The organism is Trinickia sp. (genome assembly GCF_036503415.1).
Lineage (GTDB): Bacteria > Pseudomonadota > Gammaproteobacteria > Burkholderiales > Burkholderiaceae > Trinickia.
The window spans coordinates 28,848-51,397 of record NZ_DASXWY010000161.1; the positions used below are offsets into that span (position 1 = coordinate 28,848).

26 protein-coding genes are annotated in these 22,550 nt (G+C 62.1%); 12 read left to right on the top strand and 14 right to left on the bottom strand.

Features of this window, described 5'->3' with window-relative positions; all coding sequences use genetic code 11:
- Positions 1-115 precede the first annotated feature (115 nt).
- Both VGL01_RS20135 and VGL01_RS20140 read left to right on the top strand, forming a co-directional pair.
- The gene (locus VGL01_RS20135; protein WP_331572440.1) at positions 116-262 is read left to right on the top strand and encodes a DUF3563 family protein; all 147 of its coding nucleotides are present in this window, start codon (positions 116-118) and stop codon (positions 260-262) included.
- 182 nt (positions 263-444) lie between these two features.
- Positions 445-780, top strand: a complete 336-nt coding sequence (locus VGL01_RS20140; protein WP_331572442.1) for a hypothetical protein — start codon at positions 445-447, stop codon at positions 778-780.
- 4 nt (positions 781-784) lie between these two features.
- Here the strand turns inward: VGL01_RS20140 and VGL01_RS20145 are convergent, their stop codons facing one another.
- Positions 785-1,630, bottom strand: a complete 846-nt coding sequence (locus VGL01_RS20145) for a 23S rRNA (adenine(2030)-N(6))-methyltransferase RlmJ (protein WP_331572444.1) — start codon at positions 1,628-1,630, stop codon at positions 785-787.
- A gap of 310 nt (positions 1,631-1,940) precedes the next feature.
- Here VGL01_RS20145 and VGL01_RS20150 point away from each other — a divergent pair, with 310 nt between their 5' ends.
- A complete protein-coding gene (locus tag VGL01_RS20150; protein ID WP_331572446.1) occupies positions 1,941-2,738 on the top strand; it encodes a 3-hydroxybutyrate dehydrogenase in 798 nt (265 codons plus the stop codon).
- A 16-nt stretch (positions 2,739-2,754) separates the two neighbouring features.
- Positions 2,755-3,996, top strand: coding sequence for a patatin-like phospholipase family protein (locus VGL01_RS20155; RefSeq protein WP_331572448.1), 1,242 nt, complete (start codon positions 2,755-2,757; stop codon positions 3,994-3,996).
- A 142-nt stretch (positions 3,997-4,138) separates the two neighbouring features.
- On the opposite strand, the gene VGL01_RS20160 is transcribed toward VGL01_RS20155, so the two are convergent.
- Positions 4,139-5,338 carry an amino acid aminotransferase gene (locus VGL01_RS20160; RefSeq protein WP_331572450.1) on the bottom strand — a complete coding sequence of 400 codons (1,200 nt, stop codon included), beginning with the start codon at positions 5,336-5,338 and terminating at the stop codon, positions 4,139-4,141.
- Positions 5,339-5,621: 283 nt separating this feature from the next.
- On the opposite strand from VGL01_RS20160, the gene uvrB reads away from it, so the two are divergent.
- The 5 genes from uvrB to VGL01_RS20185 all read left to right on the top strand — a co-directional run bounded on the left by uvrB (position 5,622) and on the right by VGL01_RS20185 (position 11,118).
- Positions 5,622-7,712, top strand: coding sequence for an excinuclease ABC subunit UvrB (gene uvrB, locus VGL01_RS20165; protein ID WP_331572452.1), 2,091 nt, complete (start codon positions 5,622-5,624; stop codon positions 7,710-7,712).
- Between the two features lie 177 nt (positions 7,713-7,889).
- On the top strand, positions 7,890-8,438 hold the full coding sequence (locus VGL01_RS20170; protein ID WP_331572454.1) for an iron transporter: 549 nt from the start codon (positions 7,890-7,892) through the stop codon (positions 8,436-8,438).
- Between the two features lie 23 nt (positions 8,439-8,461).
- Positions 8,462-8,800 carry a cupredoxin domain-containing protein gene (locus tag VGL01_RS20175; protein WP_331572456.1) on the top strand — a complete coding sequence of 113 codons (339 nt, stop codon included), beginning with the start codon at positions 8,462-8,464 and terminating at the stop codon, positions 8,798-8,800.
- Positions 8,801-8,866: 66 nt separating this feature from the next.
- Positions 8,867-9,709 carry an FTR1 family iron permease gene (locus VGL01_RS20180; protein ID WP_331572458.1) on the top strand — a complete coding sequence of 281 codons (843 nt, stop codon included), beginning with the start codon at positions 8,867-8,869 and terminating at the stop codon, positions 9,707-9,709.
- A 17-nt stretch (positions 9,710-9,726) separates the two neighbouring features.
- Entirely contained in the window at positions 9,727-11,118 is a 1,392-nt protein-coding gene (locus VGL01_RS20185) for a 4Fe-4S binding protein (protein ID WP_414720310.1), read from the top strand.
- 161 nt (positions 11,119-11,279) lie between these two features.
- On the opposite strand, the gene hemP is transcribed toward VGL01_RS20185, so the two are convergent.
- From hemP to VGL01_RS20205, 4 genes are all read right to left on the bottom strand, one after another.
- Positions 11,280-11,546, bottom strand: a complete 267-nt coding sequence (gene hemP / locus VGL01_RS20190; RefSeq protein WP_331572492.1) for a hemin uptake protein HemP — start codon at positions 11,544-11,546, stop codon at positions 11,280-11,282.
- A 137-nt stretch (positions 11,547-11,683) separates the two neighbouring features.
- On the bottom strand, positions 11,684-12,166 hold the full coding sequence (locus VGL01_RS20195) for an SRPBCC family protein (RefSeq protein WP_331572462.1): 483 nt from the start codon (positions 12,164-12,166) through the stop codon (positions 11,684-11,686).
- A gap of 23 nt (positions 12,167-12,189) precedes the next feature.
- A complete protein-coding gene (locus VGL01_RS20200; RefSeq protein WP_331572464.1) occupies positions 12,190-12,618 on the bottom strand; it encodes an OsmC family protein in 429 nt (142 codons plus the stop codon).
- A 160-nt stretch (positions 12,619-12,778) separates the two neighbouring features.
- Positions 12,779-13,651, bottom strand: a complete 873-nt coding sequence (locus tag VGL01_RS20205; protein WP_331572466.1) for a pirin family protein — start codon at positions 13,649-13,651, stop codon at positions 12,779-12,781.
- 126 nt (positions 13,652-13,777) lie between these two features.
- Here VGL01_RS20205 and VGL01_RS20210 point away from each other — a divergent pair, with 126 nt between their 5' ends.
- Positions 13,778-14,758: a LysR family transcriptional regulator gene (locus VGL01_RS20210; RefSeq protein ID WP_331572468.1), complete on the top strand. Its 981-nt coding sequence runs from the start codon at positions 13,778-13,780 to the stop codon at positions 14,756-14,758.
- 320 nt (positions 14,759-15,078) lie between these two features.
- Here VGL01_RS20210 and VGL01_RS20215 read toward each other — a convergent pair whose 3' ends face one another.
- The 3 genes from VGL01_RS20215 to VGL01_RS20225 are packed head-to-tail and all read right to left on the bottom strand — an operon-like array spanning position 15,079 to position 17,042.
- On the bottom strand, positions 15,079-15,501 hold the full coding sequence (locus VGL01_RS20215; RefSeq protein WP_331572471.1) for a biopolymer transporter ExbD: 423 nt from the start codon (positions 15,499-15,501) through the stop codon (positions 15,079-15,081).
- 20 nt (positions 15,502-15,521) lie between these two features.
- Positions 15,522-16,250, bottom strand: a complete 729-nt coding sequence (locus VGL01_RS20220; RefSeq protein ID WP_331572473.1) for a MotA/TolQ/ExbB proton channel family protein — start codon at positions 16,248-16,250, stop codon at positions 15,522-15,524.
- Between the two features lie 24 nt (positions 16,251-16,274).
- Positions 16,275-17,042, bottom strand: coding sequence for an energy transducer TonB (locus VGL01_RS20225; RefSeq protein ID WP_414720311.1), 768 nt, complete (start codon positions 17,040-17,042; stop codon positions 16,275-16,277).
- Between VGL01_RS20225 and VGL01_RS20230 the strand changes: the two genes are divergently transcribed.
- Positions 17,030-17,278 carry a hypothetical protein gene (locus tag VGL01_RS20230; protein WP_331572494.1) on the top strand — a complete coding sequence of 83 codons (249 nt, stop codon included), beginning with the start codon at positions 17,030-17,032 and terminating at the stop codon, positions 17,276-17,278. The two genes, VGL01_RS20225 and VGL01_RS20230, sit on opposite strands and share 13 nt — an antisense overlap.
- Here the strand turns inward: VGL01_RS20230 and VGL01_RS20235 are convergent.
- The 5 genes from VGL01_RS20235 to VGL01_RS20255 form a co-directional block, all read right to left on the bottom strand.
- The gene (locus VGL01_RS20235) at positions 17,257-17,499 is read right to left on the bottom strand and encodes a (2Fe-2S)-binding protein (protein WP_173258962.1); all 243 of its coding nucleotides are present in this window, start codon (positions 17,497-17,499) and stop codon (positions 17,257-17,259) included. The genes VGL01_RS20230 and VGL01_RS20235 overlap by 22 nt on opposite strands.
- Positions 17,500-17,656: 157 nt before the next feature.
- The gene (gene murI / locus VGL01_RS20240) at positions 17,657-18,559 is read right to left on the bottom strand and encodes a glutamate racemase (RefSeq protein ID WP_331572477.1); all 903 of its coding nucleotides are present in this window, start codon (positions 18,557-18,559) and stop codon (positions 17,657-17,659) included.
- A 60-nt stretch (positions 18,560-18,619) separates the two neighbouring features.
- Positions 18,620-19,099, bottom strand: coding sequence for a bacterioferritin (gene bfr, locus VGL01_RS20245; protein ID WP_173258965.1), 480 nt, complete (start codon positions 19,097-19,099; stop codon positions 18,620-18,622).
- A gap of 173 nt (positions 19,100-19,272) precedes the next feature.
- On the bottom strand, positions 19,273-20,808 hold the full coding sequence (locus VGL01_RS20250) for a fumarate hydratase (protein ID WP_331572479.1): 1,536 nt from the start codon (positions 20,806-20,808) through the stop codon (positions 19,273-19,275).
- 138 nt (positions 20,809-20,946) lie between these two features.
- A complete protein-coding gene (locus VGL01_RS20255) occupies positions 20,947-21,849 on the bottom strand; it encodes a DMT family transporter (RefSeq protein ID WP_331572481.1) in 903 nt (300 codons plus the stop codon).
- A 332-nt stretch (positions 21,850-22,181) separates the two neighbouring features.
- Here VGL01_RS20255 and VGL01_RS20260 point away from each other — a divergent pair.
- Positions 22,182-22,550 (top strand): acetyl-coenzyme A synthetase N-terminal domain-containing protein (locus tag VGL01_RS20260; RefSeq protein ID WP_331572484.1); only part of this gene is annotated, 369 nt, incomplete at its 3' end.

Here is a 22,550-nt window from a genome sequence, read left to right on the forward strand (position 1 = left end):
CACGTCATTCGTGCATTTCACTGGCGACTTTCCGTGATCACTATATAATCCGGGTTAACCCTTTTGCGGGAAATCCCTAGCTTCGGCAGCGGTTTCCCGACCCCGGAGAAACGTCATGCTCGCCTATATCATCGAAAAGCTCAGCAACTGGTTCGAATCGGCCGAACGCACCCGCCGCGAAGCATATCTCGCCTCGTCGTCCGATGTCGTCGATCTCGAAAAGCGCCTGCGCGCCCTCGAAAGCAACGGCTATACGCTGTAATTGTGTAGTCGCAGCAAGCGGGGCAGCATTGAGTGCTCCCAGCTCGCCGAGGACGATCATCACAATCGGCGTTGGCTCGACCCGGTGTTTCGCGCGTTTCCGGTAGCCGGAATGTCCGGGCCGCGCTAAGGTGTGAGCGTCGCGTACGCGTTTTGCGTCGCGCGCCTTGTGGATAGTTCTCCATGCACCTCATTTCTTTTTTCTCCGCGCCTGCGCGTTCACTCGCGGCGGCGGCCGGACTCTCGATTGCCGTTGTAGCGAGCCCCGTTCTGGCGGACTCGGACCGCGCACCCGTCGTGCTCGATACTCAAACCGGCATCCACGACGGCAGAAGCGGCGTTGTACTGCAAAACGCTCCGCTTGCGCGCCAGGCGATGGTGCCCACGCAGCCCACGGCCACGCTGCCGGAGATGGCGCCTCAAGCCCAGCAGCCTATCGTGGTTGCACCTTACATTGAATTGCCCGGTGCGTCGGATCGGCGCGCCGTGTACCGGCCGCGCCCGGCCGCAGGGCAGTGACGCGCTACGACACGCGCGCTTCGATCTCGAAGCGCGCTTCGCCGTCCTCGTTCAGCACATCCTTCAGAAACGGCAACATCTCCCGCACTGACGCCGCGAGCGTATAGGGCGGATTGAGAACGAACATTCCGCTGCCGTACAGCCCGAAGCCGTCCGATGGCGGCCGGCTTACAGTCAAGCTCACATGTAGCCAGTCCGTGCTTTGCAGGCGCTTCAGCTGCTCCGGGAACCGCTGCGACTCCGGGCGTACCACCTGCGGATACCAGACCGCGTACACGCCCGTGGCGAATCGGGCGAGGCTTTCCTCGAGGCACGTTATTGCGCGCGCATAGTCGCGCTTGTCTTCATAGGACGGATCGATCAGCACGAGCGCGCGCCGCGGTGCGGGCGGCAGCAGGGCCTTGATGCCTTCGAATCCGTCCCCGGCGTAGAGCATCGCGCGACGGCCCGCGTCGCGGAAGTTATGACGCAGCACCTCGATCTCCGTGCTATGCAGTTCGAATAGGCGCATGCGGTCCTGAGGGCGCATCAAGCGCCAGGCCAGATAGGGCGAGCCGGGGTAAAGGCGCAGATTGCCATCGGCATTGATGGCGCTCACTTGCTCGACGTAATCGGCAAGCGCGGCTGGCAAGTCGTTGCGATTCCACAGTCGGGCTATGCCCGTTTCGAATTCGGCGGTCTTGGCCGCGTAGCCTTCGGTCAACGCATAGACGCCCGCACCGGCATGCGTATCGATGTACCAGTAGGGCTTTTCTTTTTGGCCAAGATAGCGCAGCAACTGTACGACGACAGCGTGCTTGAGGACATCGGCGTGATTGCCGGCGTGAAACGCATGGCGATAGCTGAGCATGGCAAATCGAACGAGAGTTGAACCGCGACACGAGACTCGCGCCGACAGCGTATGGGTGCGCCGCATTGCGTCCTGCAAACGGGCGCGTCATTGTACGCGAGCGATTCCCGTGCAGGTTCGAGTGCGGCGCTCGGAGTTCGAGCGGCGATCCGGCGCCGTCGAGCAAATCGCCACGCGCCGGCCGTCCCTTCATGCACAATAGCGAAGTCGATCCTGGCGCGCGAGTCGACCGGACGGCATATGCCATTCGGCCAGGTTGTCCCGCATCGTGCGTCATGGTGTCATTGTGCTCGAGTCGATGGAGATCTGAATGTCCTCGTTGAATAGCAATTTGAGCGGTAAGGCCGCGGTCGTGACAGGCGCGGCAAGCGGCATTGGCAAAAGCATCGCGCTGACGTTCGCTGCGAATGGAGCAGCCGTCGGCATTGCCGATTTGAACATCGCCGGGGCGCAGGCCGTGGTGGAGGAGATCGAAAAAGCCGGCGGCAAAGCGCTTGCGCTTGCGATGGACGTGACCGACGAAGCCGCTGTCACCCAAGGCATCGATGCAGTGGCCGAGCGGTTCGGTTCGGTCGATATTCTGGTGTCGAACGCCGGCATCCAGATCGTCAATCCAATCGAAAGCTACTCGTTCGCCGATTGGAAGAAAATGCAGGCGATCCACGTGGACGGCGCATTCCTGACAACGAAAGCGGCCCTCAAGCATATGTATCGCGACAATCGCGGCGGTGTGGTCATCTACATGGGCTCGGTCCATTCGCACGAGGCTTCGCCGCTGAAATCGGCTTACGTCGCCGCCAAGCATGCCTTGCTCGGACTGGCGCGCGTGCTGGCGAAAGAAGGCGCTCCGCACAACGTGCGCTCGCATGTGATTTGTCCTGGCTTCGTGCGTACGCCGCTCGTCGACAAGCAGATTCCCGAGCAAGCGAAGGAGCTCGGGATCAGCGAGGAGGAGGTTGTCAAGCGGGTCATGCTGGGGCAGACCGTGGACGGCGTTTTCACGACGGTCGAGGACGTCGCGCAAACCGCATTGTTCCTTGCAGCGTTCCCCAATGCGGTCCTGACGGGTCAATCGATCGTTCTCAGCCACGGTTGGCACATGCACTGAAAAAAAAGGAGCCACGATGGCGGAGCACAACGCTCAGCCGTTGCACGCGCAGACGCAATCTCCGTCCCGAGAGGGACATGTGCGCGCACGGGAGCAGGAAACAGCCGAACGGCCACGCATTGCGTTGCCGCCCTATGAGACGATCGCGCTGGTTTTGCAAGGCGGCGGTGCGCTCGGCGCTTATCAGGCTGGCGTCTACGAGGCGCTGCACGAAGCCGGGGTCGTCCCGAATTGGATAGCCGGCATTTCGATCGGGGCGATCAACACCGCGATCCTTGCCGGCAACGCACCCGAGCGTCGGGTCGCGCGCTTGCGAGAATTCTGGGAAACCATTTGCCAACCGGCTTACGGGTTGGCGCTGCCGCCCGCGGTCGAACAGGCATTCTTCGATTCGACAGAGGTGGTGCGGACCGCATTCACCGCCATGCAGGCGGCCAGCGCGCTCGTTGACGGGCAAAAGGGGTTTTTCGTTCCGCGTGTGCCGCCGCCGTTGCCGTTTTCGGTCGGCACGCCCGATACGGCGAGCTGGTACGACACGGCTCCGCTGAAAGCAACGCTGGAGCGTTTGTGCGATTTCGACAGGATCAATTCTGGCGAGACGCGCGTCTCGGTGGCGGCTGTCAACGTTCAGACCGGTAACTTCGCCTATTTCGACAATCAGCATACGAAGCTGCGGGCCGAGCACTTCATGGCATCGGCATCGCTGCCGCCCGGTTTTGCCGCCACGGAGATCGACGGAGAGTTTTACTGGGATGGCGGTTTGATGTCGAATACGCCGCTTTCGGAGGTCGTCCAGACAACGCCGCGCCGCGACACGCTCGCATTCCAGGTTGATCTATGGAGCGCGCGCGGCCCTGCGCCGAATACGCTCACCGATGTTCAAAGCCGCATCAAGGATATTCAGTATTCGAGCCGCACGAGACTCGTCACGGATATGCTGCAGCACTCGCAGCGGTTCAGGCATGTGCTGCGCGAAGTACTCGCGCGCGTATCGCCCGAGCATCGGGACGATCCTTGGTGCAAGCTTGCCGAGGAGCTTGCGACTTCGCGTCGCTATAACGTATTTCAGCTCGTCTATCGCGACAAGGAATTCGAGGGCAACTACAAGGACTATCAGTTCGGGCTCTCGACGATGCGGCTCCACTGGGAAAGCGGCTTGCAGGATATGCGCGCGAGCCTGGCGCAGCCCGGATGGCTGGATATGCCCGAGAACGACGCCGGCTTCGTTACACACGACATCCACCGCGACTCGCGGTGAGCCGTGCCTCCGAAGCTGTCCCCGGGAGCGCGGGTAGCCGGTTCGGCGCTTTCGTTCAATAAAAAACGGCACGCAGCGAGCGTGCCGTTCAGCGAAGCGGGCGTTGGGCCGCCCACGGGGGGCGCGGCCGGCAGCGCCTGGATTACTTCAACACATGAGCGATGGCATTTGCCACCGTATCGATGTTGCGCATGTTGAGGGCGGCGACGCAGATGCGACCCGTGCCGACCGCATAGATGCCGAACTCTTCGCGCAGACGATCCACCTGAGCCGCGTTGAGTCCCGAATACGAGAACATGCCGCGTTGCGCATTGACGAAGCCGAAGTCTCGCGCGACGCCGGCAGCCTTCAGGCGTTCGACGAGTCCGGTGCGCATGGCGCGGATGCGATCGCGCATCTCGCCCAGTTCCGTTTCCCACGTGGCGCGCAACGCCGGCGTGGCCAGCACGCTCGCGACGATGGAGCCGCCATGCGTCGGCGGGTTCGAGTAGTTCGTGCGGATCACACGCTTCAATTGCGACAATACGCGCGCAGCCTCGTCCTTGCCCGTGGTGATGACCGACAGCGCACCGACACGCTCGCCGTAAAGCGAAAACGACTTCGAGAAAGACGACGAAACGAATGCGTTGAGCTCAGCCTCGGCGAACAGGCGCACGGCGAATGCGTCTTCCTGGATGCCGTCACCGAAGCCTTGATACGCGATGTCGAGAAACGGTACGAGCCCGCGTGCTTTCACGACTTCGACGACCTGCTTCCACTGCGCTTCGCTGAGATCGACGCCGGTCGGATTGTGGCAGCAGGCATGCAGCACGACGATCGTGCCTGCCGGATAGCTGTTGAGCGCATCGAGCATCGCCGGAAAATTCACGCCGTGTGTTGCGGCGTCGTAGTACGGATAGGCGACGACCTCGAAGCCAGCGCTTTCGAAGAGGGCACGGTGATTTTCCCAGCTCGGATCGCTGATGGCGACCTTCGCGTTCGGTTCCACGCGCTTCAGGAAATCCGCACCGATCTTCAGTGCGCCTGTACCGCCGAGTGCCTGTACCGTCACGACGCGCCCGGCTGCGATGAGCGGCGAGCTTTCGCCGAGAAGCAGCTTTTGCACGGCTGCGTCATAGACGGCGATGCCGTCGATCGGCAGGTAGCCGCGCGGCAGCGCGGCTTCGACGCGCGCTTTTTCAGCCTCGCGCACCGCGCGCAAAAGCGGAATCTTGCCTTCTTCGTTGGTATAGACACCGACGCCCAGATTGACCTTCGTCGAGCGGGGATCGGCGTTGAAGGCTTCGTTGAGGCCGAGGATCGGATCACGGGGGGCCAGTTCGACAGCGGAAAAGAGTGACATGGTCTGTATCGGCTGAGTAGAAAAGCGGCGGCTTCGTGCATGCCGGCAGCAGTTGGCCCGGGAGTACGGGCCAGGAGCTTGAACCGACGGCGAGCGCTGAAGATCGTAATTGTAACGAATCCGGGGCCGGCGTCGGAGCCTTTTCTGCCCGGGCATGCGGCGTTTCGCCGGACGGGCGTTCGTTTCCGTGTATATCGCGCTCGTCGGGTCGCTCCGCTGCTTGCCTATCCGTAAAACGCTAAAATAGCTTTTTTCTTCGGCGAACGATGCCCCTTTTTCCCTCATGTCCGAACATCAGCCTCATGCCGCCGATGCACTCGACGAATCGAAATTCATCGAGTTCGAGGGCTCCCCGTTCCACCTGTATCAACCGTATCCGCCGGCCGGCGACCAGCCGGAGGCGATCCGCTTGCTCGTCGAGGGCATCCACGACGGCCTGTCGTATCAGACGTTGCTGGGCGTGACGGGCTCGGGCAAGACCTTTACGATGGCCAACACGATTGCGCGGCTCGGCCGGCCCGCCATCGTCTTCGCGCCCAACAAGACGCTTGCCGCGCAGCTGTATTCGGAGTTTCGCGAGTTTTTTCCGCGCAACGCGGTGGAGTACTTCGTCTCTTACTACGACTATTACCAGCCGGAAGCGTATGTGCCGCAGCGAGACCTTTTCATCGAAAAGGATTCGTCGATCAACGAACACATCGAGCAGATGCGGCTGTCGGCCACCAAGAGCCTGATGGAACGTCGCGATGTCGTGATCGTCGCGACTGTCTCGGCCATCTACGGTATCGGCAATCCGAGCGAATACCACCAGATGATCCTGACACTGCGCACGGGCGACAAGATCGGCCAGCGCGACGTGATCGCGCGGCTGATCGCGATGCAGTACAGCCGTAACGAGGCGGACTTCCAGCGGGGCGCGTTTCGCGTACGGGGCGACACCATCGACGTCTTTCCGGCCGAGCACGCCGAGATGGCAGTCCGCATCGAGCTTTTCGACGACGAGGTCGAATCGCTGCATCTGTTCGATCCGCTCACGGGACGCGTGCGCCAGAAGATCCCGCGCTTTACCGTCTATCCGTCCTCGCATTATGTGACGCCGCGCGAGACCGTCATGCGCGCAGTGGAGACGATCAAGGCGGAGCTGCGCGAGCGGCTCGAATTCTTCCATCGCGACGGCAAGCTCGTCGAAGCGCAGCGGCTCGAGCAGCGCACGCGTTTCGACCTGGAAATGCTGCAGGAGCTCGGTTTTTGCAAGGGCATCGAAAACTATACGCGGCATTTCTCGGGCGCGGCGCCGGGCGAGCCGCCTCCGACGCTCGTCGACTATCTCCCGTCGGACGCGCTGATGTTTCTCGACGAATCGCACGTGTTGATCGGCCAGTTGAACGGGATGTACAACGGCGACCGCGCTCGAAAGGAAAACCTCGTCGATTACGGTTTTCGCCTGCCGTCGGCGCTCGACAATCGTCCGCTCAAGTTCCACGAATTCGAGCGCAAGATGCGCCAGGCGATGTTCGTGACCGCAACGCCCGCGGAATACGAGAGGAAAACGTCCGGGCAGGTCGTCGAGCAGGTCGTGCGGCCCACGGGGCTCGTCGACCCGGCAGTGCAGGTGCGCCCCGCACGCACGCAGGTCGATGACGTGCTCTCGGAGATCAATGTCCGGGTCGCGGTGAACGAACGCGTGCTCGTCACCGTGCTGACCAAACGGATGGCCGAGCAGTTGACCGAGTTTCTGGCCGACCATGGCGTGAAAGTCCGCTACCTGCACAGCGATATCGATACGGTCGAGCGCGTCGAAATCATCCGCGACCTGCGACTTGGGACGTTCGACGTCCTCGTCGGCATCAATTTGCTGCGCGAGGGGCTCGACATTCCCGAAGTGTCGCTCGTCGCCATTCTCGATGCGGACAAGGAAGGCTTCCTGCGTGCCGAGCGCTCGCTGATCCAGACGATCGGGCGGGCGGCACGCAATGTCAACGGCTGTGCGATTCTCTACGCGGACCGCATCACGGATTCCATGCGCCGCGCGATCGACGAAACCGAGCGTCGGCGCGCAAAGCAACTGGCTCACAACGAACGCATGGGGATCACGCCGCGCGGAGTGGTCAAGCGGATCAAGGACATCATCGACGGCGTCTACAACGCCGACGACGCGCGTGCCGAGCTCAAGGAAATGCAGCAGCGCGCGAAGTTCGAGGACATGTCGGAAAAGCAGTTGGCCAAGGAAATCAAACGGCTCGAGAAGCAGATGATGGAGCACGCCAAGAATCTCGAATTCGAAAAGGCGGCGCAGGCGCGCGATCAACTCGCGGTGCTCCGCGCCCGCGTATTCGGCGCGAACGTCGGGGACTCCATCGTCGGCGGCGACTGAGACGTTTCGCTGTCGTTCTTTTGTTTGTTTGTCCGACGGAACGATGCTAGACTTATGCGCAATTGATAATCGTTCGCATTCGCGTTACTTTTCGCAATGCGAACGGCGATCGGATTACGTCGAGTCACAGTTCAGCGCGGGCGGAATGGCCCGCGGTCGTCTTTCGAAGGAGTGTAAATGCAGCGTTCTTCCTGGATGCGCGGTGGCCTGATCGTGGCTGCCGCGATGGTCGCCACGGTGGCGTCGGCCGCCGAATACCCGATCGGCAAGCAAAAGATCGAGGGGGGAATGGAGATCGGCGCCGTCTATTTGCAGCCGATCACGATGGATCCGGAAGGGATGATGCGCAAGGCGTCCGATTCTGACGTCCATCTCGAGGCGGACATCCACGCTGTGAAGAACAACCCCACGGGCTTTGCCGAAGGGGATTGGATGCCCTACCTGCAGGTCAAGTACGAACTCACGAAAGCAGGTGCGAGCTACAAGCAGACGGGCGACCTCATGCCGATGGTGGCCGATGACGGTCCGCACTATGGCGATAACGTCAAGCTCGCCGGCCCGGGCAAGTATCACCTGAAGCTCGTGGTCAATCCACCGATGCAAACGGGCCATATGGCATTCGGCCGGCATGTGGACAAGGAAACCGGCGTCGGCCCCTGGTTCAAGCCGATCACGATCGAATACGACTTCCCGTTCGCCGGTATCGGCAAGAAGGGCGGATATTGATCCGTTGACGAAGGATTGCACGTATGAAATTTCATCGTCTCAGTCTATGGCTCGCCGGCGTCGTTCTCGGGCTGGCCGGTGCCTCGGTCCATGCGGAAGACTTGCCGACATTCAAGCTCGACATGGCGGACGGCAAAGTCGAGCCGGCGCGCATCGAGGTGCCGGCGGGCAAACGCATCAAGATCGAAATCCGGAACACGGGCAAGGGCGCTGTCGAGTTCGAGAGCGTGCAGTTGCGCAAGGAAAAGGTGCTCGCACCGGGCGCGGATTCGTTCGTCGTGATCGCGCCGCTGACGCCCGGGGAGTACAAGTTCTTCGACGATTTCCATCAGAGCGCGCAGGGTGTGATCGTCGCAAAGTAGTGGGATGAGTCGAGCATTGCGCGCGGTGGACGCAACCCGCGTTTGCCGCGTGCCGGAGAAGTTCGGATGGGGCAGGTATTGTTCGTCGTATGGCGGGAAAGCGTCGAGGCGTTGCTCGTCGTCGGTATCCTCTATGCGTGGCTGAAAAACGGCGATATGTCCGCGCGGCGGTCTTTGCCGTTTCTCTGGGCCGGCGTCGGCGTGGGTGTACTGGCGGCTATCGCGCTGGGTGCTGCGCTCGTCGGATTCAGCGAATTCCTCTCGGGCGATGCGGCTGATTACTTCCAGACGGGCATGGTACTCGTCGCCTGCGTGCTGATCGTGCAGATGGTGCTTTGGATGAAGCGGCACGGGCGCACCTTGAAGCGCGACATGGAGCGCTCGCTGCAGACCCATACACGCGACGGCAACGGCTGGGGCATCGCGATCCTCGTCGCGCTCGCCATTGCCCGCGAAGGCAGCGAAACGGTCATCTTTCTTTACGGCCTGGGATTCGGGCAGTCCGGACATGTCGGCGGCGCCGATGTGCTCGCGATCGTGCTCGGTCTCGCTCTGGCGTTTCTCACGTTCTACTGCCTGCAATTGGGCGGCCGGTTCTTCTCGTGGCGGCATTTCTTCCGCGTTACCGAGATCATGTTGCTGCTGCTCGGTGCGGGCTTGCTGCAGACCGGTGTCGATAAGTTGATCGACAAGGAGATATTGCCGCTCGGTATCGCGCAACTGTGGAACACGTCGGCTTTGATCGACGATTCAAGCACCGTCGGCTCGCTCGTCGCCGCATTGACGGGCTACCGGGCTCATCCTTCGTTGACCAATCTCGTCGCCTACGTTTTGTATTGGGCGGTCGTCGGTTGGCTTGCGCGCCGCGCGAGCCGCATGCCGGCAACTACAGCGGGCCGCCCGGTATGAGCAGCCCCGCGGTCACGATGTTGGGTTCGAGTCGGCTCGCGCAAGTTGGCGCATGGATGCAGCGTCACGGTGCGGTCATTCGTGCGGTGCAATGGGTTGTCGTATCGATCTATGCATTCCTCATTGTCGTGCCAGCCTGCATGCCGCTGCCCGACAACACTGCTCATCTCTGGACCAATTTGACGCTTGCCGCCCAGTTCGTCTTCTGGGGGATCTGGTGGCCGTTCGTTTTGCTTTCGATGGTGATGCTCGGCCGCTTCTGGTGTGGCGTGCTCTGTCCCGAAGGCGCACTGTCGGAATTCGCGAGCAAACATGGGCGAGGACGCGCCATTCCACATTGGATGCGTTGGGGTGGCTGGCCGTTTGTCGCGTTTGGGCTCACCACGATCTACGGACAGATGGTGAGCGTCTATCAGTACCCGCGAGCGGTTTTGCTCGTACTAGGCGGCTCGACGGTGGCGGCAATCGCGATCGGTTTGCTGTATGGCCGGGAAAAGCGTGTGTGGTGCCGGTACCTGTGCCCGGTCAACGGTGTGTTTGCCTTGCTTGCGCGCCTCGCGCCGTTTCATTACAAGGTCAATGAAGACGCGTGGCGGCGTTCATATAAAGCCGGCGAGCACGGTCACCGCGTGATTCCGATCAATTGTGCGCCGCTCGTTCCCTTGCGCAATATGAAAGGCGGTGCCGCCTGCCATATGTGCGGTCGGTGCAGCGGGCATCGCGACGCGATTGCGCTGTCATGGCGTTCGCCGTCGCAGGAGGTCGTGGAGTTGGGGCGTGATGCCGCGAGCGGCTGGGATACCGCGCTGATTCTCTATGGCCTGCTCGGGATCGCCATCGGCGCGTTTCACTGGACGGTCAGCCCGTGGTTTGTGCAGATCAAGCAGTCGCTTGCCATGTGGCTGATCGATCGCGATATCACCTGGCCGCTCGACACGAGTGCACCGTGGTTCCTGCTGACTCACTACCCTGAACAAAACGATGTTTTCTCGTGGCTCGATGGCGCGCTCATCGTCGGCTACATTCTGGCGACTGCCGCCGTCTATGGCACCGTGCTGCTCGTCTGTTTGTCGCTTGCTACGCGCGCGCTGGGCCGGTTCGATTTCAAGCGGCTGCATCATCTGACGCAGGCGCTGATCCCCGTTGCAGGCGCCGGCGTTTTTCTGGGATTGTCCGCTACGACGCTTTCGCTGCTGCGCGCGGAGCACATTCCGCTCGAGTGGGCGCCGGGCGTCAGAATCGCCGTGCTTGCGATCGCGAATCTATGGAGTCTATGGCTCGGCTGGCGCGTGATCAGCCGTTATGCGACCACCTTCCTTGCGCGTGGAGCGGCAATGCTGCCGTATATTGCGGCGCTTGCCGTCGCCGATAGCGCCTGGTGGTTGATGTTCTGGGGTTTCGCTCGCTAGTCGAGCTGGAGCAGCGTAACGCCGCATAAAAAAAACGGCATGGCTGGCTGCGGCGGTTGCAAAAAGTGGTTGCACGAAGGGGTCTAGACTCGCGTGCAATTCCGTCGCGGCTGGCTACTGCCCAACACCTCTTGGGAGGTGGTCCCCACAATACCCGGTCGTTACTTCGTCAGGATCAGCTTGCCCAGGCGCGTTGCGCGCAGCTGGTACGTTTCGCCGTTATGGGCGATCAGCACATGCGTTCCTCCCTGAAGCAGCGTATCGCTGCGCACCACGCGCTGCTCGCGACGTTCGCTGCCGCTCCCATCGCTTGCTGAAGCCGTGCCCAGACCAGAAGCCGGATCGGTCCGTTCGTTTCGGCTGTGACGTGAGGCGGTTGGCATAGCGCGTCGCAAAGTCAGGGTTGTCGGGCGGTTGAATTCACTCATCTGCGCATCAATGTCTCGATTCGATGAAGCAAAGTATAAATGAGAATCATTATTAATTGAAAAAAAGATTTTCATCGAGATACGGCACCGATAGCGACGTATCGATGCCGTTTGCTTACCCCACGCGTGGGTTGCCGTTAATGCAAGGCGCGCGGTTCTTTCGGGTTGCTGGCGTACTGGCGAATGAGGCGCACGGTGTCGATATCGGATTCCCGATATGCGGATTTCACGATTTCCGTCGTTTGCCTTGCGTCTTCGGTGTCAGCGGTAGGGAGGGTCGTCTCGTACTGAAAACGCAGAAAAAGCTGGGATGCGTTCGGTTGCTCGATCGTCATCGTAAGCGAGCCGCCCACATATGCCTGCGTCGGGAGAATGTCGTACCGCACACTTTCGTTCGGCGTCAGCGTGACGCGGTCTCGAACCGTAGCGGAGCCGTAGTGGAGTTCGCGTTCGAGCGTCAAGTCCGTTCGTGAGAGGATCGTGCAGCTATCCAATCCGATCACGAACAGTTGCGGTTGCTCAGCACGCAACACGAGCCCCTCCCAAAGCTGCTCGCGCGTCAGCTTCTCGACGAGCGGATTGAGCGGGTCGTTGATCTGGATGAGGTGTTCGAAATTCAAGACGGGTCCTTCGCTTCAGGCGTTCATTTTCCGGTGGCATCCACGGTCGACGGGGGCACCGCGGCAAGGCCGGTATTGATGTTGATCGGACGCGTGAGGATTTTGTGAACGGGGCAGGCGTTGGCGATTTGCAGAAGCCGTTCGCGTTGCTCGTCGGACAGCGGCCCCGTGAGAACGATCGTGCGATTGATCGTCGAACCTTCTTCGGTGGGCTCGAGCGAGAGGGTGACATGCACATCCTCCAGCGGCCACTGTTTGCGCTGGGCATACATCTTCAGCGTGATCGAAGTGCATGCGCCTAGACCGGACAGTAGCAGCGAGACTGGGGTGGGTGCTCGATCGCCGCCGCCGAGCGCGGCGGGTTCGTCGGCATGCCAGAGATGGATACCGTCATCGAACAAAACTTGATAAGGGGTAGGACCGATCTTTGCGTGGACGACGCGTTCGCTCATGCCTGGGCTCCGGGTTCAAGGGCGGGCTCGACGTTGCGGCGCCGATAGCCGTCGTACGGCTGGCGCGCAGACGGTCAGCCGCACGAACGACTATTGTGACGCAATTCATCGCCGCCTGCGCGAGAGACAGCGCGCGCACGGCAATGCCCGGAGCCGGGAATCAGTGGGCGATCTGGCCCATGCGGCCCGTCTGATAGTCGACGACGGCCTGCCTGATTTCCTCCTCTGTATTCATCACGAACGGACCGTGCCGCACGATCGGCTCGTTGAGCGGTGCGCCGCCGATGAGCAGCACCTCCAGCGGCTCGTCGCCCGCGCTCAGCGTCACGCTGTCGCCGTCGTCGCCGAATACGACCATATGCTGCGCGCGCACGGCTTGCCCTGTCGGACCGAACTGCCCCACACCGGAGAGCCCATAAGCAAATACGCGGAACCCTTCCGGCACCGGATGGACGACCGAGCCGCCAGGCTGCAGCGAAAAGTGCTGATACAGGATCGGAGTGCGCGTTTCGATGGTGGCCCGCACGCCGAGCGCTTCGCCCGCGATCACTTTGACTCGTACCTTACCGTCTTGCGAAATCGCTATCGGAATCTGCTCCGAAGGGACTTCCTGGTAGCGCGGCGCGATCATCTTGTCCTTGCGCGGCAGATTGACCCAGAGTTGGAGCCCGTGTACGCGGCCGCCACCGGCGGCGAAGGCCGCCTCGGGCATCTCGCTGTGAACGACCCCCGCGCCGGCCGTCATCCACTGAACGTCGCCCGGCTTCAGTACACCGGCATGCCCGGCCGAATCCTTGTGGCTGAAACGGCCCTCGAGCAGATAGGTCACCGTTTCGAATCCGCGGTGCGGGTGATCGGGCGCGCCCTTGGCCGCGCCGGGCGCGTAGTCGGTGGGCCCCATCTCGTCGAGCAGCAAAAATGGATCGAAGTCCATCAGCATGCGGGTAGGGAACGGTCGATGGACGACAAACCCGCCGCCTTCCGTCGTGCGGACGGCCGGGAGCGTATATCTGATGCTGCGAGTGGCTGACATGTGGAGTGATCTCTGCGATCCCTCTCGGGCATCGCGGTTAGAGTGTGTAGGCTTATTATATGGACCGGCACCCGCCATTCCAGCCACCTCCAGGGCAATGGACCGTCCCATTGATGGAACAATCAGATGCAGCTCGATTCGCACAACCTGAACGACCTAATGTATTTCGCACGCGTCGTCGAACACGGTGGTTTCTCCGCGGCTGAGCGTGTGCTCGGTATTTCGAAATCACGCCTGTCGCGCAGAGTGGCGGAATTGGAATCGGCGGTGGGTGTGCGGTTACTGCAGCGCTCGACACGCAAGCTTGCACTGACCGAAGCGGGGCAGCTCTTTTACCAGCATTGCCGAGAGATGCTGACGCAAGCGCAAGCCGCAATGGATGCGGTTCAGGAGTTGCGGTCCTCGCCGCGCGGTACCGTACGTGTGAGCGTTCCAGTGACGGTCTCGCAGACGCTGCTGTCGGACGTCCTTCCTGAGTTCCTGCTGCGATATCCGGAAATTCGGCTATCGATCCGTGTGACCAATCGGGTGATGGATCTTTACGACGACTCCATTGATGTGGCACTGCGCGTACGTTCGGAGCCGCCCGACAACGCCAACATCGTCGCGCGACCGCTTTGGCGCACCGAGCAGATGCTCGTGGGAGCCCCGAGCCTGCTGAGCCAGCATGCGCCGCCCGTTGTTCCGGCCGATCTGGCACGCTTCGAGACGCTCGATACCCCGAGCGGGGACGGGCGCCACGTGTTCAATCTGATTTCACCCGATGGCAAGCGGCACGCGCACGAGCATGAGCCGCGCGTGGTGACGGCCGATCTCACGACGATTCGTGACGCAGTGCTGGCCGGTGTCGGTATCGCTGCATTGCCTGTCATGATGTATGGCGCCGCCATGCGAACGGGACAGCTTTCGCCCGTGATGCCGGGTTGGACGTTGCCGGCGCCGCAACTTTTCGCGGTGTTCGTCTCGCGACAGGGCATGATCCCGGCGGTGCGGGCCTTCGTCGATTATCTCGTCGAGGTCATCGATCGGGCCGAACATCCGGGCGAATGCCCCACAAAAGAGCAGGTTCGCGCGGCGCAACGGCAAGCGTCCCTGGTGGCGCCATGAGGCGGGTGCATCGCTTTTGTCATTGAAGCGCCGGCGACGATCAGTAGTTTCTATGGCGGTTCGCTTGAACCGTCCGGCAGGGAGACCTATAGTGGAATCCCGTTCGCGCTGGCGGTCCAGTGCGGAATATGGCGGCTTCTCTCATAGCAAGCCGAATAGGGCTGAAACGCGCTGTCCGTGACGATCACGGCTGTCGCATTTGCGTGCTCCCGCTACCCCGATGGCGAGCGAGCCCGCCGCCCGAAGGCGCCGTGTGCGCATGAAAAAAAGGGCCCTCGTCGCATGATGAGGGCCTTTTTTATTGAGCGCGGAATGCGCGCTCAACGGGCGCCGTTCGGCTTGGGTGCAGTGACGAAACCGATTCTCGTCAATCCGCCCGCTTGCGCCATCGACATGACTTCGGCGACCCGCTCATACGGAACCTTCCGATCGGCTTCGAGATGCAACTCGGTTTGTGGATCGGCCTCGGCCGTCTTCCGAATTCGTTGCAACAGCGCGTCCGGCGCAACGGGCTCGTTGTTCCAGAAGAGGGCGCCGTCGGCGCGCACGCTGACGCTCACATGGGCGGGACGTGGAGCCGGCGCGCTTCCCCCGGCTTGCGGGAGATCGACCGCGATTGCGCGATGAATCGCGGGAACGGCTACGAGGAACACGATGAGCAGCACGAGCATGACATCGATAAACGGTGTCATGTTGATCTCGTTCATCAGATCGTCGTCGTCATCGACATCGAAGGCTTGCATGGTCGTTGCCCGTCCCGTGTTCAGTTCGCGCGCGTCGCGAGGCGCAGGCTTCCCGTTCCCGTCGATGAAAGCCGTGTCCCTGTCACGAAATACGCGTGCAGGCCGTGGGCAAACCGACGCAGACCTCCGACGATCGCCTTGTTCGAGCGGGTGAGCGCGTTGTAACCGAGCACGGCCGGAATCGCAACGATCAGCCCGAACGCCGTCATGACGAGCGCTTCACCGATCGGGCCGGCGATTTGATCGATCGATGCCGCGCCGCTCGCACCGAGGGAGACCAGCGCACGATGAATGCCCCATACGGTACCGAAGAGCCCGACGAACGGCGCAGTCGATCCGATCGACGCGAGCACGCCGAGGCCGCTCTGCAGATGCCCGACACGATTGTCCATCGTGTCCTTCAAGCACCGCGAGATCCATTCGGAAACGTCGAGTTGATCGTGCAAATGGGGCTGCGTTCGCTTGTGGTGATCGGCGGCTTCCTGGCCCGACAGCGCGAGCGCAAGGAAAGGGTTGTCGTGGGCGGCGCGCGCCGATGCGCCAAGCTTCTCGATGCCGCTCGTGAAATCACCGGAATGCCAGAAATCGCGCTCGGCATGCTTCGTCAGGCGGCGCAGCCGGAGCGCGCTCCATCCCTTCGCGATGATCACGCTCCACGACATCAACGACATTGCCAGTAACGCGATCGCAATCGCGCGCGTGACGAAATCGCCCTGTGCCCAGACATGGGCTACACCGTAGCTCTGCATTGGTTTCCTCTTTTCTCGGTGACGTCAATCGCCGAACGCGAATATGAACGGCTTCGTATAGGCCACGCGGACCGGCGAGCCATTTTCCGTATAAGGACGGCAAGAACTCGCGCGCATCGCAGCAAGCGCCGCTTCGTCGAGCCGCGGGTAGCCGCTGCTCTTGGCAAGTTCGATGTTTTCGATCGTACCCGTGAGGCCGATCACGAAATTCACGTCCGCCGTGCCGGCTTCCCCGCGGCGACGCGATAACGCGGGGTAGTCCGGTTTGACGATGTTGCAGTCGACGTGACGTACGTCTTTGGGCGCGCTCATCGCAAGCGTTTCGCGCCCTGTGGCGGCCGGCGCGGGCTGAGCCGGCTGGCTGGCCGCCTCGTTCGCTTTGGGAGGCGCGACGACCGCAGCCGGCTCGGGCTTGTTCTGTGACGCGGCTGATGGCGCGGGCGCCGCTGGATGGTCGGGAACGCGCGGCGACACCGTGTGCACAGGTGCTGGCGGGCGCACGCGCGGCTCGATGTGCTTTTTCACGACGGGTTGGGGTGCCGGAGCGGGCGCGGGGCTCGACCGTAATGCGCTTGGGGCGGCTGGCGCCGGTTCGGGGCTCAGCAATTGTGCGCGGATGACGGGAGATTCAATCGCGACGGGCGGGGCCGTACGCTCGCTCGCCCGCATGATCAGGGCGATCAACACGACGTGGATGATGGCAACCGCGGCCACGGTCGACACTGCGCGCATGCGCGCCGCTGGCGGCAGCGCCGATGCCGTCGAGGCCGGGACGTTCAATGGCGCGCCCATCATCAATACGGCAGTGCGCCGACTTCATGGCGCGCGCGACCCAATGGCTGGCACTTCATGCGCGAAAAATCAGGAGGGAGATACCCAGCGCCATGGCGAAACCGATAAGCAATTCCATCTCGAAGTCCTCCGACGAACACGAGCGGCTGCTGGCGGGTGACGAAACTGGCGCGCCGAACGAAAAGATAAACAGCGAAAGCAAACTGCGCAATGCTCAAGCAGCTTTGCGATCGTAAAAAGTGACTTCCATCGGATGTGCGTGCGCCGGGCGCTGCACGCCGCAGCGCGTCTCACATACCCCGCACTGTGCCATGACGTCTCGCACCGATTCCTCGCACTTGCCGCAGCACGTGGCGACGCCGAACTCGAATTGCAGTTCGTCGAACGAATCGACACCTTCCGCGATGGCGGCGCGAATCTTCCGGTCCGAAACGGACTTGCAGACGCAGACAATCATGGCTCGTGCAGTAGAGAACGTTAATGCGAACTATTATCATTTCGTTCGCAACGCTTTGCAAGCCTGCGCGTTGTTTTTTTATCGGGGAAGGATGTCCTGCCCCTTTATTGGGGCAGGAAGGGCGGGCCGGTGTAGGCCGGTGTAAACGGTTTTGCTGTTATGCCGCCTTGGGAGCGTGTCCGGCCACGCCGCGTTCCGAGCCGGGCGCGCCAACGGGCTGCAACTGCTCCACCGGCAGATCCAGGCTCAAGAGAGCCTGGGCCAGCTGCCGCAGATGGGCTCCGTCGCTCGTGGAGCAGAGGCGCGGCGCCGCGGGTGCGGTGCCTTGCACAGCACGCAACCCGTGAGTATCGAGGATGCGTTCGAGCTGTCTGGCGATGGCAACGCTCGTGTCGATGAGCGTCAACCGGTCTCCGACGATTCGGCGGATGGCCGTATCGAGGAACGGGTAATGGGTGCAACCGAGGACGAGGGTGTCGGCGCCCGCTTCCAGCATGGGCTCGATGTAACCCTCGAGGAGCCGCGAGAGCGCCGGTGAATCGATGTCGCAGCGTTCGATCGCCTCCACGAGGCCGTGTCCCGGTTGGCAGATGAAGCGGCAATCGGCCGCGTGGCGCTCCACCAATTGGCGAAACCGCTCGCTTTTCAGCGTGACGTGCGTGGCCAGCACTCCGGCCACGCGCGTCTTCGACTGAGCGGCCGCCGGTTTGATGCCGGGCTCGACGCCTACGACGGGAATGGGCAGGCGCTCGCGCAGCGCGGCGATCGACTCGGCCGTCGCCGTGTTGCAAGCGACAACGAGCGCCTTTGTACCTTGCGAAACGATCCAGTCCCCCATCGCGAGCGTGCGCTCGACGATATAGGCGTGGTCGCGCTCTCCATAGGGGGCGTGACGGGAGTCGGCCACGTAGAGGAGGGACTCGCCGGGCAGCACGGTACGAACGGCCCGCAGCACGGAAAGACCGCCGAGGCCGGAATCGAAGATCCCGACGGGTGCGGCGGCCAGATCGGGAACGGTGTCCGCCGGGCTGCTTTCGAACGAAGTTGGGGTGGTCGTCATGAAAGGTGACAAAGTGACGAAGCGACGAAGCGACGATCGCGTAGTCCGGCTACTGCTCGATCAGGATTCGATCGAACCCATTGCCGACTGTTGATAATTCTGAATGCCGAGTTTATCGATGAGATCGAGTTGCGTCTCGAGCCAATCGATATGTTCTTCCGTATCGTCGAGGATTTTTTCGAAGATGGAGCGCGAGACGTAGTCGCGAACCGATTCGCAGTAGGCGATGGCTTCCTTGCAAGTCGCCTGCGACCCTTGCTCGAGCTTCAGATCGCACTCGAGAATCTCGCGCGTTTCCTCGCCGATGAGCAGCTTGTGCAGATCCTGGAGGTTCGGTAATCCGTCGAGCATGAAGATGCGTTCGATGAGCATGTCGGCGTGCTTCATCTCGCCGATGGATTCATCGTATTCGTGCTTGCCCAGCTTTTCGAGCCCCCAGTGCTTGTACATGCGGGCGTGCAGGAAATATTGATTGATTGCCGTCAGCTCGTTGGTCAGTTGGCGGTTCAAATAGTCGAGAACTTGCTTGTCGCCTTGCATGATCTTCCTTTGTCGTGAGGCATCTGTTTGCGAACGATAAACGCTGCTGTCCGAAATGCCAAGCCGCGTGCGCGAGCGTTGGCCGATCGCACGATGTTCGGCGTGCCGCAGTGAAAAAGCCGGGCGCGACGGCCCGGCTTTCGCACGCGAGACGCCGCGGCCAGGTCGTCGCCTTAAGCCGGTACCACGGGCAGCTTACCGATCTTGGCGCGCCACTCCTTCGGGCCGGTTTCATGCACCGAGGTACCCGTGGAGTCGACCGCCACCGTGACCGGCATGTCCGTCACGTCGAATTCGTAGATGGCTTCCATGCCGAGGTCTTCGAACGCCAGCACCTTCGCGCCGCGAATGGCCTTCGACACCAGATAGGCCGCTCCGCCGACTGCCATCAGATAAGCCGCCTTGTGCTTCTTGATCGCCTCGATCGCGACCGGGCCGCGCTCGGCCTTGCCGATCATCGAGATGAGACCCGTTTGCGACAGCATCGTCTCGGTGAACTTATCCATGCGCGTGGCCGTGGTCGGGCCGGCCGGGCCGACCACTTCGTCGCGGACGGGATCGACGGGCCCGACGTAGTAGATCACGCGGTTCGTGAAGTCGACCGGCAGTTTTTCGCCTTTCGCCAGCATGTCCGCAATGCGCTTGTGCGCCGCATCGCGACCGGTGAGCATCTTGCCCGACAGCAGCAGCGTTTGCCCCGGCTTCCAGCTGGCGACTTCTTCCGCCGTCAGCGTATTGAGGTCGATGCGTTTGCTCGTCTCGGTGTCGGCCACCCATTGAACCTTCGGCCAGGCGTCGAGCGGGGGCGCCTCGAGCTTCGCGGCGCCGGATCCATCGAGCGTGAAGTGCGCATGGCGCGTGGCCGCGCAGTTCGGGATGATGGCGATGGGCTTGGAGGCGGCGTGTGTCGGCGCGGCCATGATTTTGACGTCGAGCACGGTCGCAAGGCCGCCGAGGCCTTGCGCGCCGATGCCGAGGGCATTGACCTTTTCGTGCAGCTCGATGCGCAGCTCTTCGATCCAGTCACGCGGGCCGCGCGCAATGATTTCCTGAATGTCGATGGGATCCATCAGCGATTCCTTCGCCATTACCATCGCTTTCTCGGCCGTGCCGCCGATGCCGATCCCGAGCATGCCGGGGGGGCACCAGCCGGCACCCATCGTCGGCACCGTCTTCAGCACCCAGTCGACGATCGAATCGGACGGATTGAGCATCGCGAACTTCGATTTGTTCTCCGAGCCGCCGCCTTTGGCCGCGACCTGCACATCGACAGTGTTGCCGGGCACGATCTCGTAATGGATCACGGCCGGCGTGTTGTCCTTCGTATTCTTGCGCGCACCTTCCGGCGGATTGACGATCGAGGCGCGCAGCACGTTGTCGGGATTCAGATATCCGCGGCGCACGCCTTCGTTGATCATCTCCGTCACGCCCATCGTTGCCGGGCCGCTCTCGCTGCCCCAACGCACATCCATGCCGACCTTCACGAAGACGGTGACGATGCCGGTGTCCTGGCAGATCGGCCGGCGGCCTTCCGCGCACATGCGGCTGTTGGTCAGGATTTGCGCGATGGCGTCTTTCGCCGCCGGGCTGGCTTCGAGTTCATACGCGCGACCGAGTGCCTGGATGTAGTCGAGCGGATGGTAGTAGCTGATGTATTGCAGCGCATCGGCGATGCTCTGGATCAGGTCTTCCTGTTTGATGACTGTCATGGCTTGGATGCTGTGGGGGCGAGGCGGCGCGCCGGCCGCCGGGAAAACGCGAAAAATCGCGCTATTGTACCGCGCTGTGCATTGGCCGTTCGTCTCGGAGCCCGGCACCCGCCCGGGCCGGCCGGAGCCGGCGCCCGATCAGGAGGCGACGGGCGGCGTGCGTTTCGTGCCGACGCTCGCCAGCGCAATACCGGCCATGACGCACGCGAGAGCAATGCCGTGCGCGAATGTGGGGCGTTCGTCCAGAAATACGATGCCGTACGCGGCAGCCGCGATGGGCAGTACGGCGCTGAAGACGCCGGCAAGGCTGCCGTGAACGTGGCGGATGCCTTTCATCCAGAGCCAGAACGAGAAGATGCTGGCGGACAGCCCGTACCAGACGACGAGTACCCAGGTGTGGCTGGGCACGCTCGTGTAATCGAAGTGCGCGAGCGTATTGGCGCCGAGCGGCAACATGAGCAGGAAACCGAACAGGTGCGTGTAAGCGCAGATATCGATCGGTGCCAATGTCTGCGTGAGGCGGCGCGACAAGATCACGTACAGCGATTCGCAGCAAACGGCGCCGAGCACCATCAGGTTGCCGGCCAGCGATGCCGCAACGGGCCGCGCGGGTGCGTGTGCGCCGACTTGCGAGAGATTGATGACGACGATGCCGGCGACGGCGAATGCGATCGAGACGATGGCCCGGCCCGTAGGTCTTTCACCCAGAAAAAGCCATGCGAACAGGGCGACCACGGCCGGGATCGTACTGGTGATGACTCCGGCCGCCACCGCGCTGGTACGCGCGACTCCGCTCAGCATCAGCAGCGTGAAGCCGAACGTACCGAAAAGAGCCTGAAGGAAGAGGTTGAACCATTCGTCGCGCTTGACGCGCTTCATTTTGCTCACACGCAAAAGCGGCCAAAGTACGGCGAGCGCGATGACGAAACGCAGCGTGGCGAAAAGCGGGACGGGGACGAAAGCGACGATCGACTTGCCGATCCCGACATTGCTGCCGACGAGCAGCATGGCGGCAATGAGAAACCAGGCGTATCGATTCATGGGGTGCGGGGGCATGGGTCAGGCTGGCATTGTATGGGCGCGCCTGGGCCACGGTAAAGCAAGCGCGATGTGCGCATGGATCATCTCGCCAGCAGTATTCAATCCCCAGCGCGGCGTATAGGACAGAGCGACCGGTAGGTATCACGCGAGTTGCGGCAGGGCGGGTGCAGGGAATATTCTCGGGATTGTTACGCGATACCCGGGATGGATGCGCTTCATGTTGCAGTGCCGCATCCATCGGCGCCAGCTTGCAAGCTGCCCGACCGAATGCTCGAACGACGGGCGCGCCGGCGGCGGATAGGAAATTTCATCTTGTCGATTAGGAGTTGTCGATGTCTGCGATTGAATCGGTCCTTCATGAAAGTCGCGTCTTTGCGCCGCCCCCCGAATTGGTGGCGAATGCGACGGTGTCCGGAATGGACGCGTACCGCGCGCTGATGGAGCACGCGGAACACGACTACGAGGGATTCTGGGCGAAGCTCGCTCGCGAGACGTTGTCGTGGCACAAGCCGTTCACGAAGGTGCTCGACGAATCGAATGCGCCGTTTTACACCTGGTACGAAGACGGCGAGCTGAATGCGTCGTACAACTGCCTGGATCGGCAAATCGAGCTCGGCAACGCCGAGAAAACGGCGATCGTGTTCGAAGCCGACGACGGTACGGTGACGAACGTGACCTACCGCGAGCTGCTGCAGCGCGTG

What these genes read in the sequence shown, in the direction of transcription:
- VGL01_RS20135 (WP_331572440.1), top strand. Translation starts at nt 116, where the DNA reads ATGCTCGCCTATATCATCGAAAAGCTCAGCAACTGGTTCGAATCGGCC.
- VGL01_RS20140 (WP_331572442.1), top strand. Translation starts at nt 445, where the DNA reads ATGCACCTCATTTCTTTTTTCTCCGCGCCTGCGCGTTCACTCGCGGCG.
- VGL01_RS20145 (WP_331572444.1), bottom strand. Translation starts at nt 1,630, where the DNA reads ATGCTCAGCTATCGCCATGCGTTTCACGCCGGCAATCACGCCGATGTC.
- VGL01_RS20150 (WP_331572446.1), top strand. Translation starts at nt 1,941, where the DNA reads ATGTCCTCGTTGAATAGCAATTTGAGCGGTAAGGCCGCGGTCGTGACA.
- VGL01_RS20155 (WP_331572448.1), top strand. Translation starts at nt 2,755, where the DNA reads ATGGCGGAGCACAACGCTCAGCCGTTGCACGCGCAGACGCAATCTCCG.
- VGL01_RS20160 (WP_331572450.1), bottom strand. Translation starts at nt 5,338, where the DNA reads ATGTCACTCTTTTCCGCTGTCGAACTGGCCCCCCGTGATCCGATCCTC.
- uvrB (WP_331572452.1), top strand. Translation starts at nt 5,622, where the DNA reads ATGTCCGAACATCAGCCTCATGCCGCCGATGCACTCGACGAATCGAAA.
- VGL01_RS20170 (WP_331572454.1), top strand. Translation starts at nt 7,890, where the DNA reads ATGCAGCGTTCTTCCTGGATGCGCGGTGGCCTGATCGTGGCTGCCGCG.
- VGL01_RS20175 (WP_331572456.1), top strand. Translation starts at nt 8,462, where the DNA reads ATGAAATTTCATCGTCTCAGTCTATGGCTCGCCGGCGTCGTTCTCGGG.
- VGL01_RS20180 (WP_331572458.1), top strand. Translation starts at nt 8,867, where the DNA reads ATGGGGCAGGTATTGTTCGTCGTATGGCGGGAAAGCGTCGAGGCGTTG.
- VGL01_RS20185 (WP_414720310.1), top strand. Translation starts at nt 9,727, where the DNA reads ATGTTGGGTTCGAGTCGGCTCGCGCAAGTTGGCGCATGGATGCAGCGT.
- hemP (WP_331572492.1), bottom strand. Translation starts at nt 11,546, where the DNA reads ATGAGTGAATTCAACCGCCCGACAACCCTGACTTTGCGACGCGCTATG.
- VGL01_RS20200 (WP_331572464.1), bottom strand. Translation starts at nt 12,618, where the DNA reads ATGAGCGAACGCGTCGTCCACGCAAAGATCGGTCCTACCCCTTATCAA.
- VGL01_RS20205 (WP_331572466.1), bottom strand. Translation starts at nt 13,651, where the DNA reads ATGTCAGCCACTCGCAGCATCAGATATACGCTCCCGGCCGTCCGCACG.
- VGL01_RS20210 (WP_331572468.1), top strand. Translation starts at nt 13,778, where the DNA reads ATGCAGCTCGATTCGCACAACCTGAACGACCTAATGTATTTCGCACGC.
- VGL01_RS20215 (WP_331572471.1), bottom strand. Translation starts at nt 15,501, where the DNA reads ATGCAAGCCTTCGATGTCGATGACGACGACGATCTGATGAACGAGATC.
- VGL01_RS20220 (WP_331572473.1), bottom strand. Translation starts at nt 16,250, where the DNA reads ATGCAGAGCTACGGTGTAGCCCATGTCTGGGCACAGGGCGATTTCGTC.
- VGL01_RS20230 (WP_331572494.1), top strand. Translation starts at nt 17,030, where the DNA reads ATGGCGCGCCCATCATCAATACGGCAGTGCGCCGACTTCATGGCGCGC.
- VGL01_RS20225 (WP_414720311.1), bottom strand. Translation starts at nt 17,042, where the DNA reads ATGGGCGCGCCATTGAACGTCCCGGCCTCGACGGCATCGGCGCTGCCG.
- VGL01_RS20235 (WP_173258962.1), bottom strand. Translation starts at nt 17,499, where the DNA reads ATGATTGTCTGCGTCTGCAAGTCCGTTTCGGACCGGAAGATTCGCGCC.
- murI (WP_331572477.1), bottom strand. Translation starts at nt 18,559, where the DNA reads ATGACGACCACCCCAACTTCGTTCGAAAGCAGCCCGGCGGACACCGTT.
- bfr (WP_173258965.1), bottom strand. Translation starts at nt 19,099, where the DNA reads ATGCAAGGCGACAAGCAAGTTCTCGACTATTTGAACCGCCAACTGACC.
- VGL01_RS20250 (WP_331572479.1), bottom strand. Translation starts at nt 20,808, where the DNA reads ATGACAGTCATCAAACAGGAAGACCTGATCCAGAGCATCGCCGATGCG.
- VGL01_RS20255 (WP_331572481.1), bottom strand. Translation starts at nt 21,849, where the DNA reads ATGAATCGATACGCCTGGTTTCTCATTGCCGCCATGCTGCTCGTCGGC.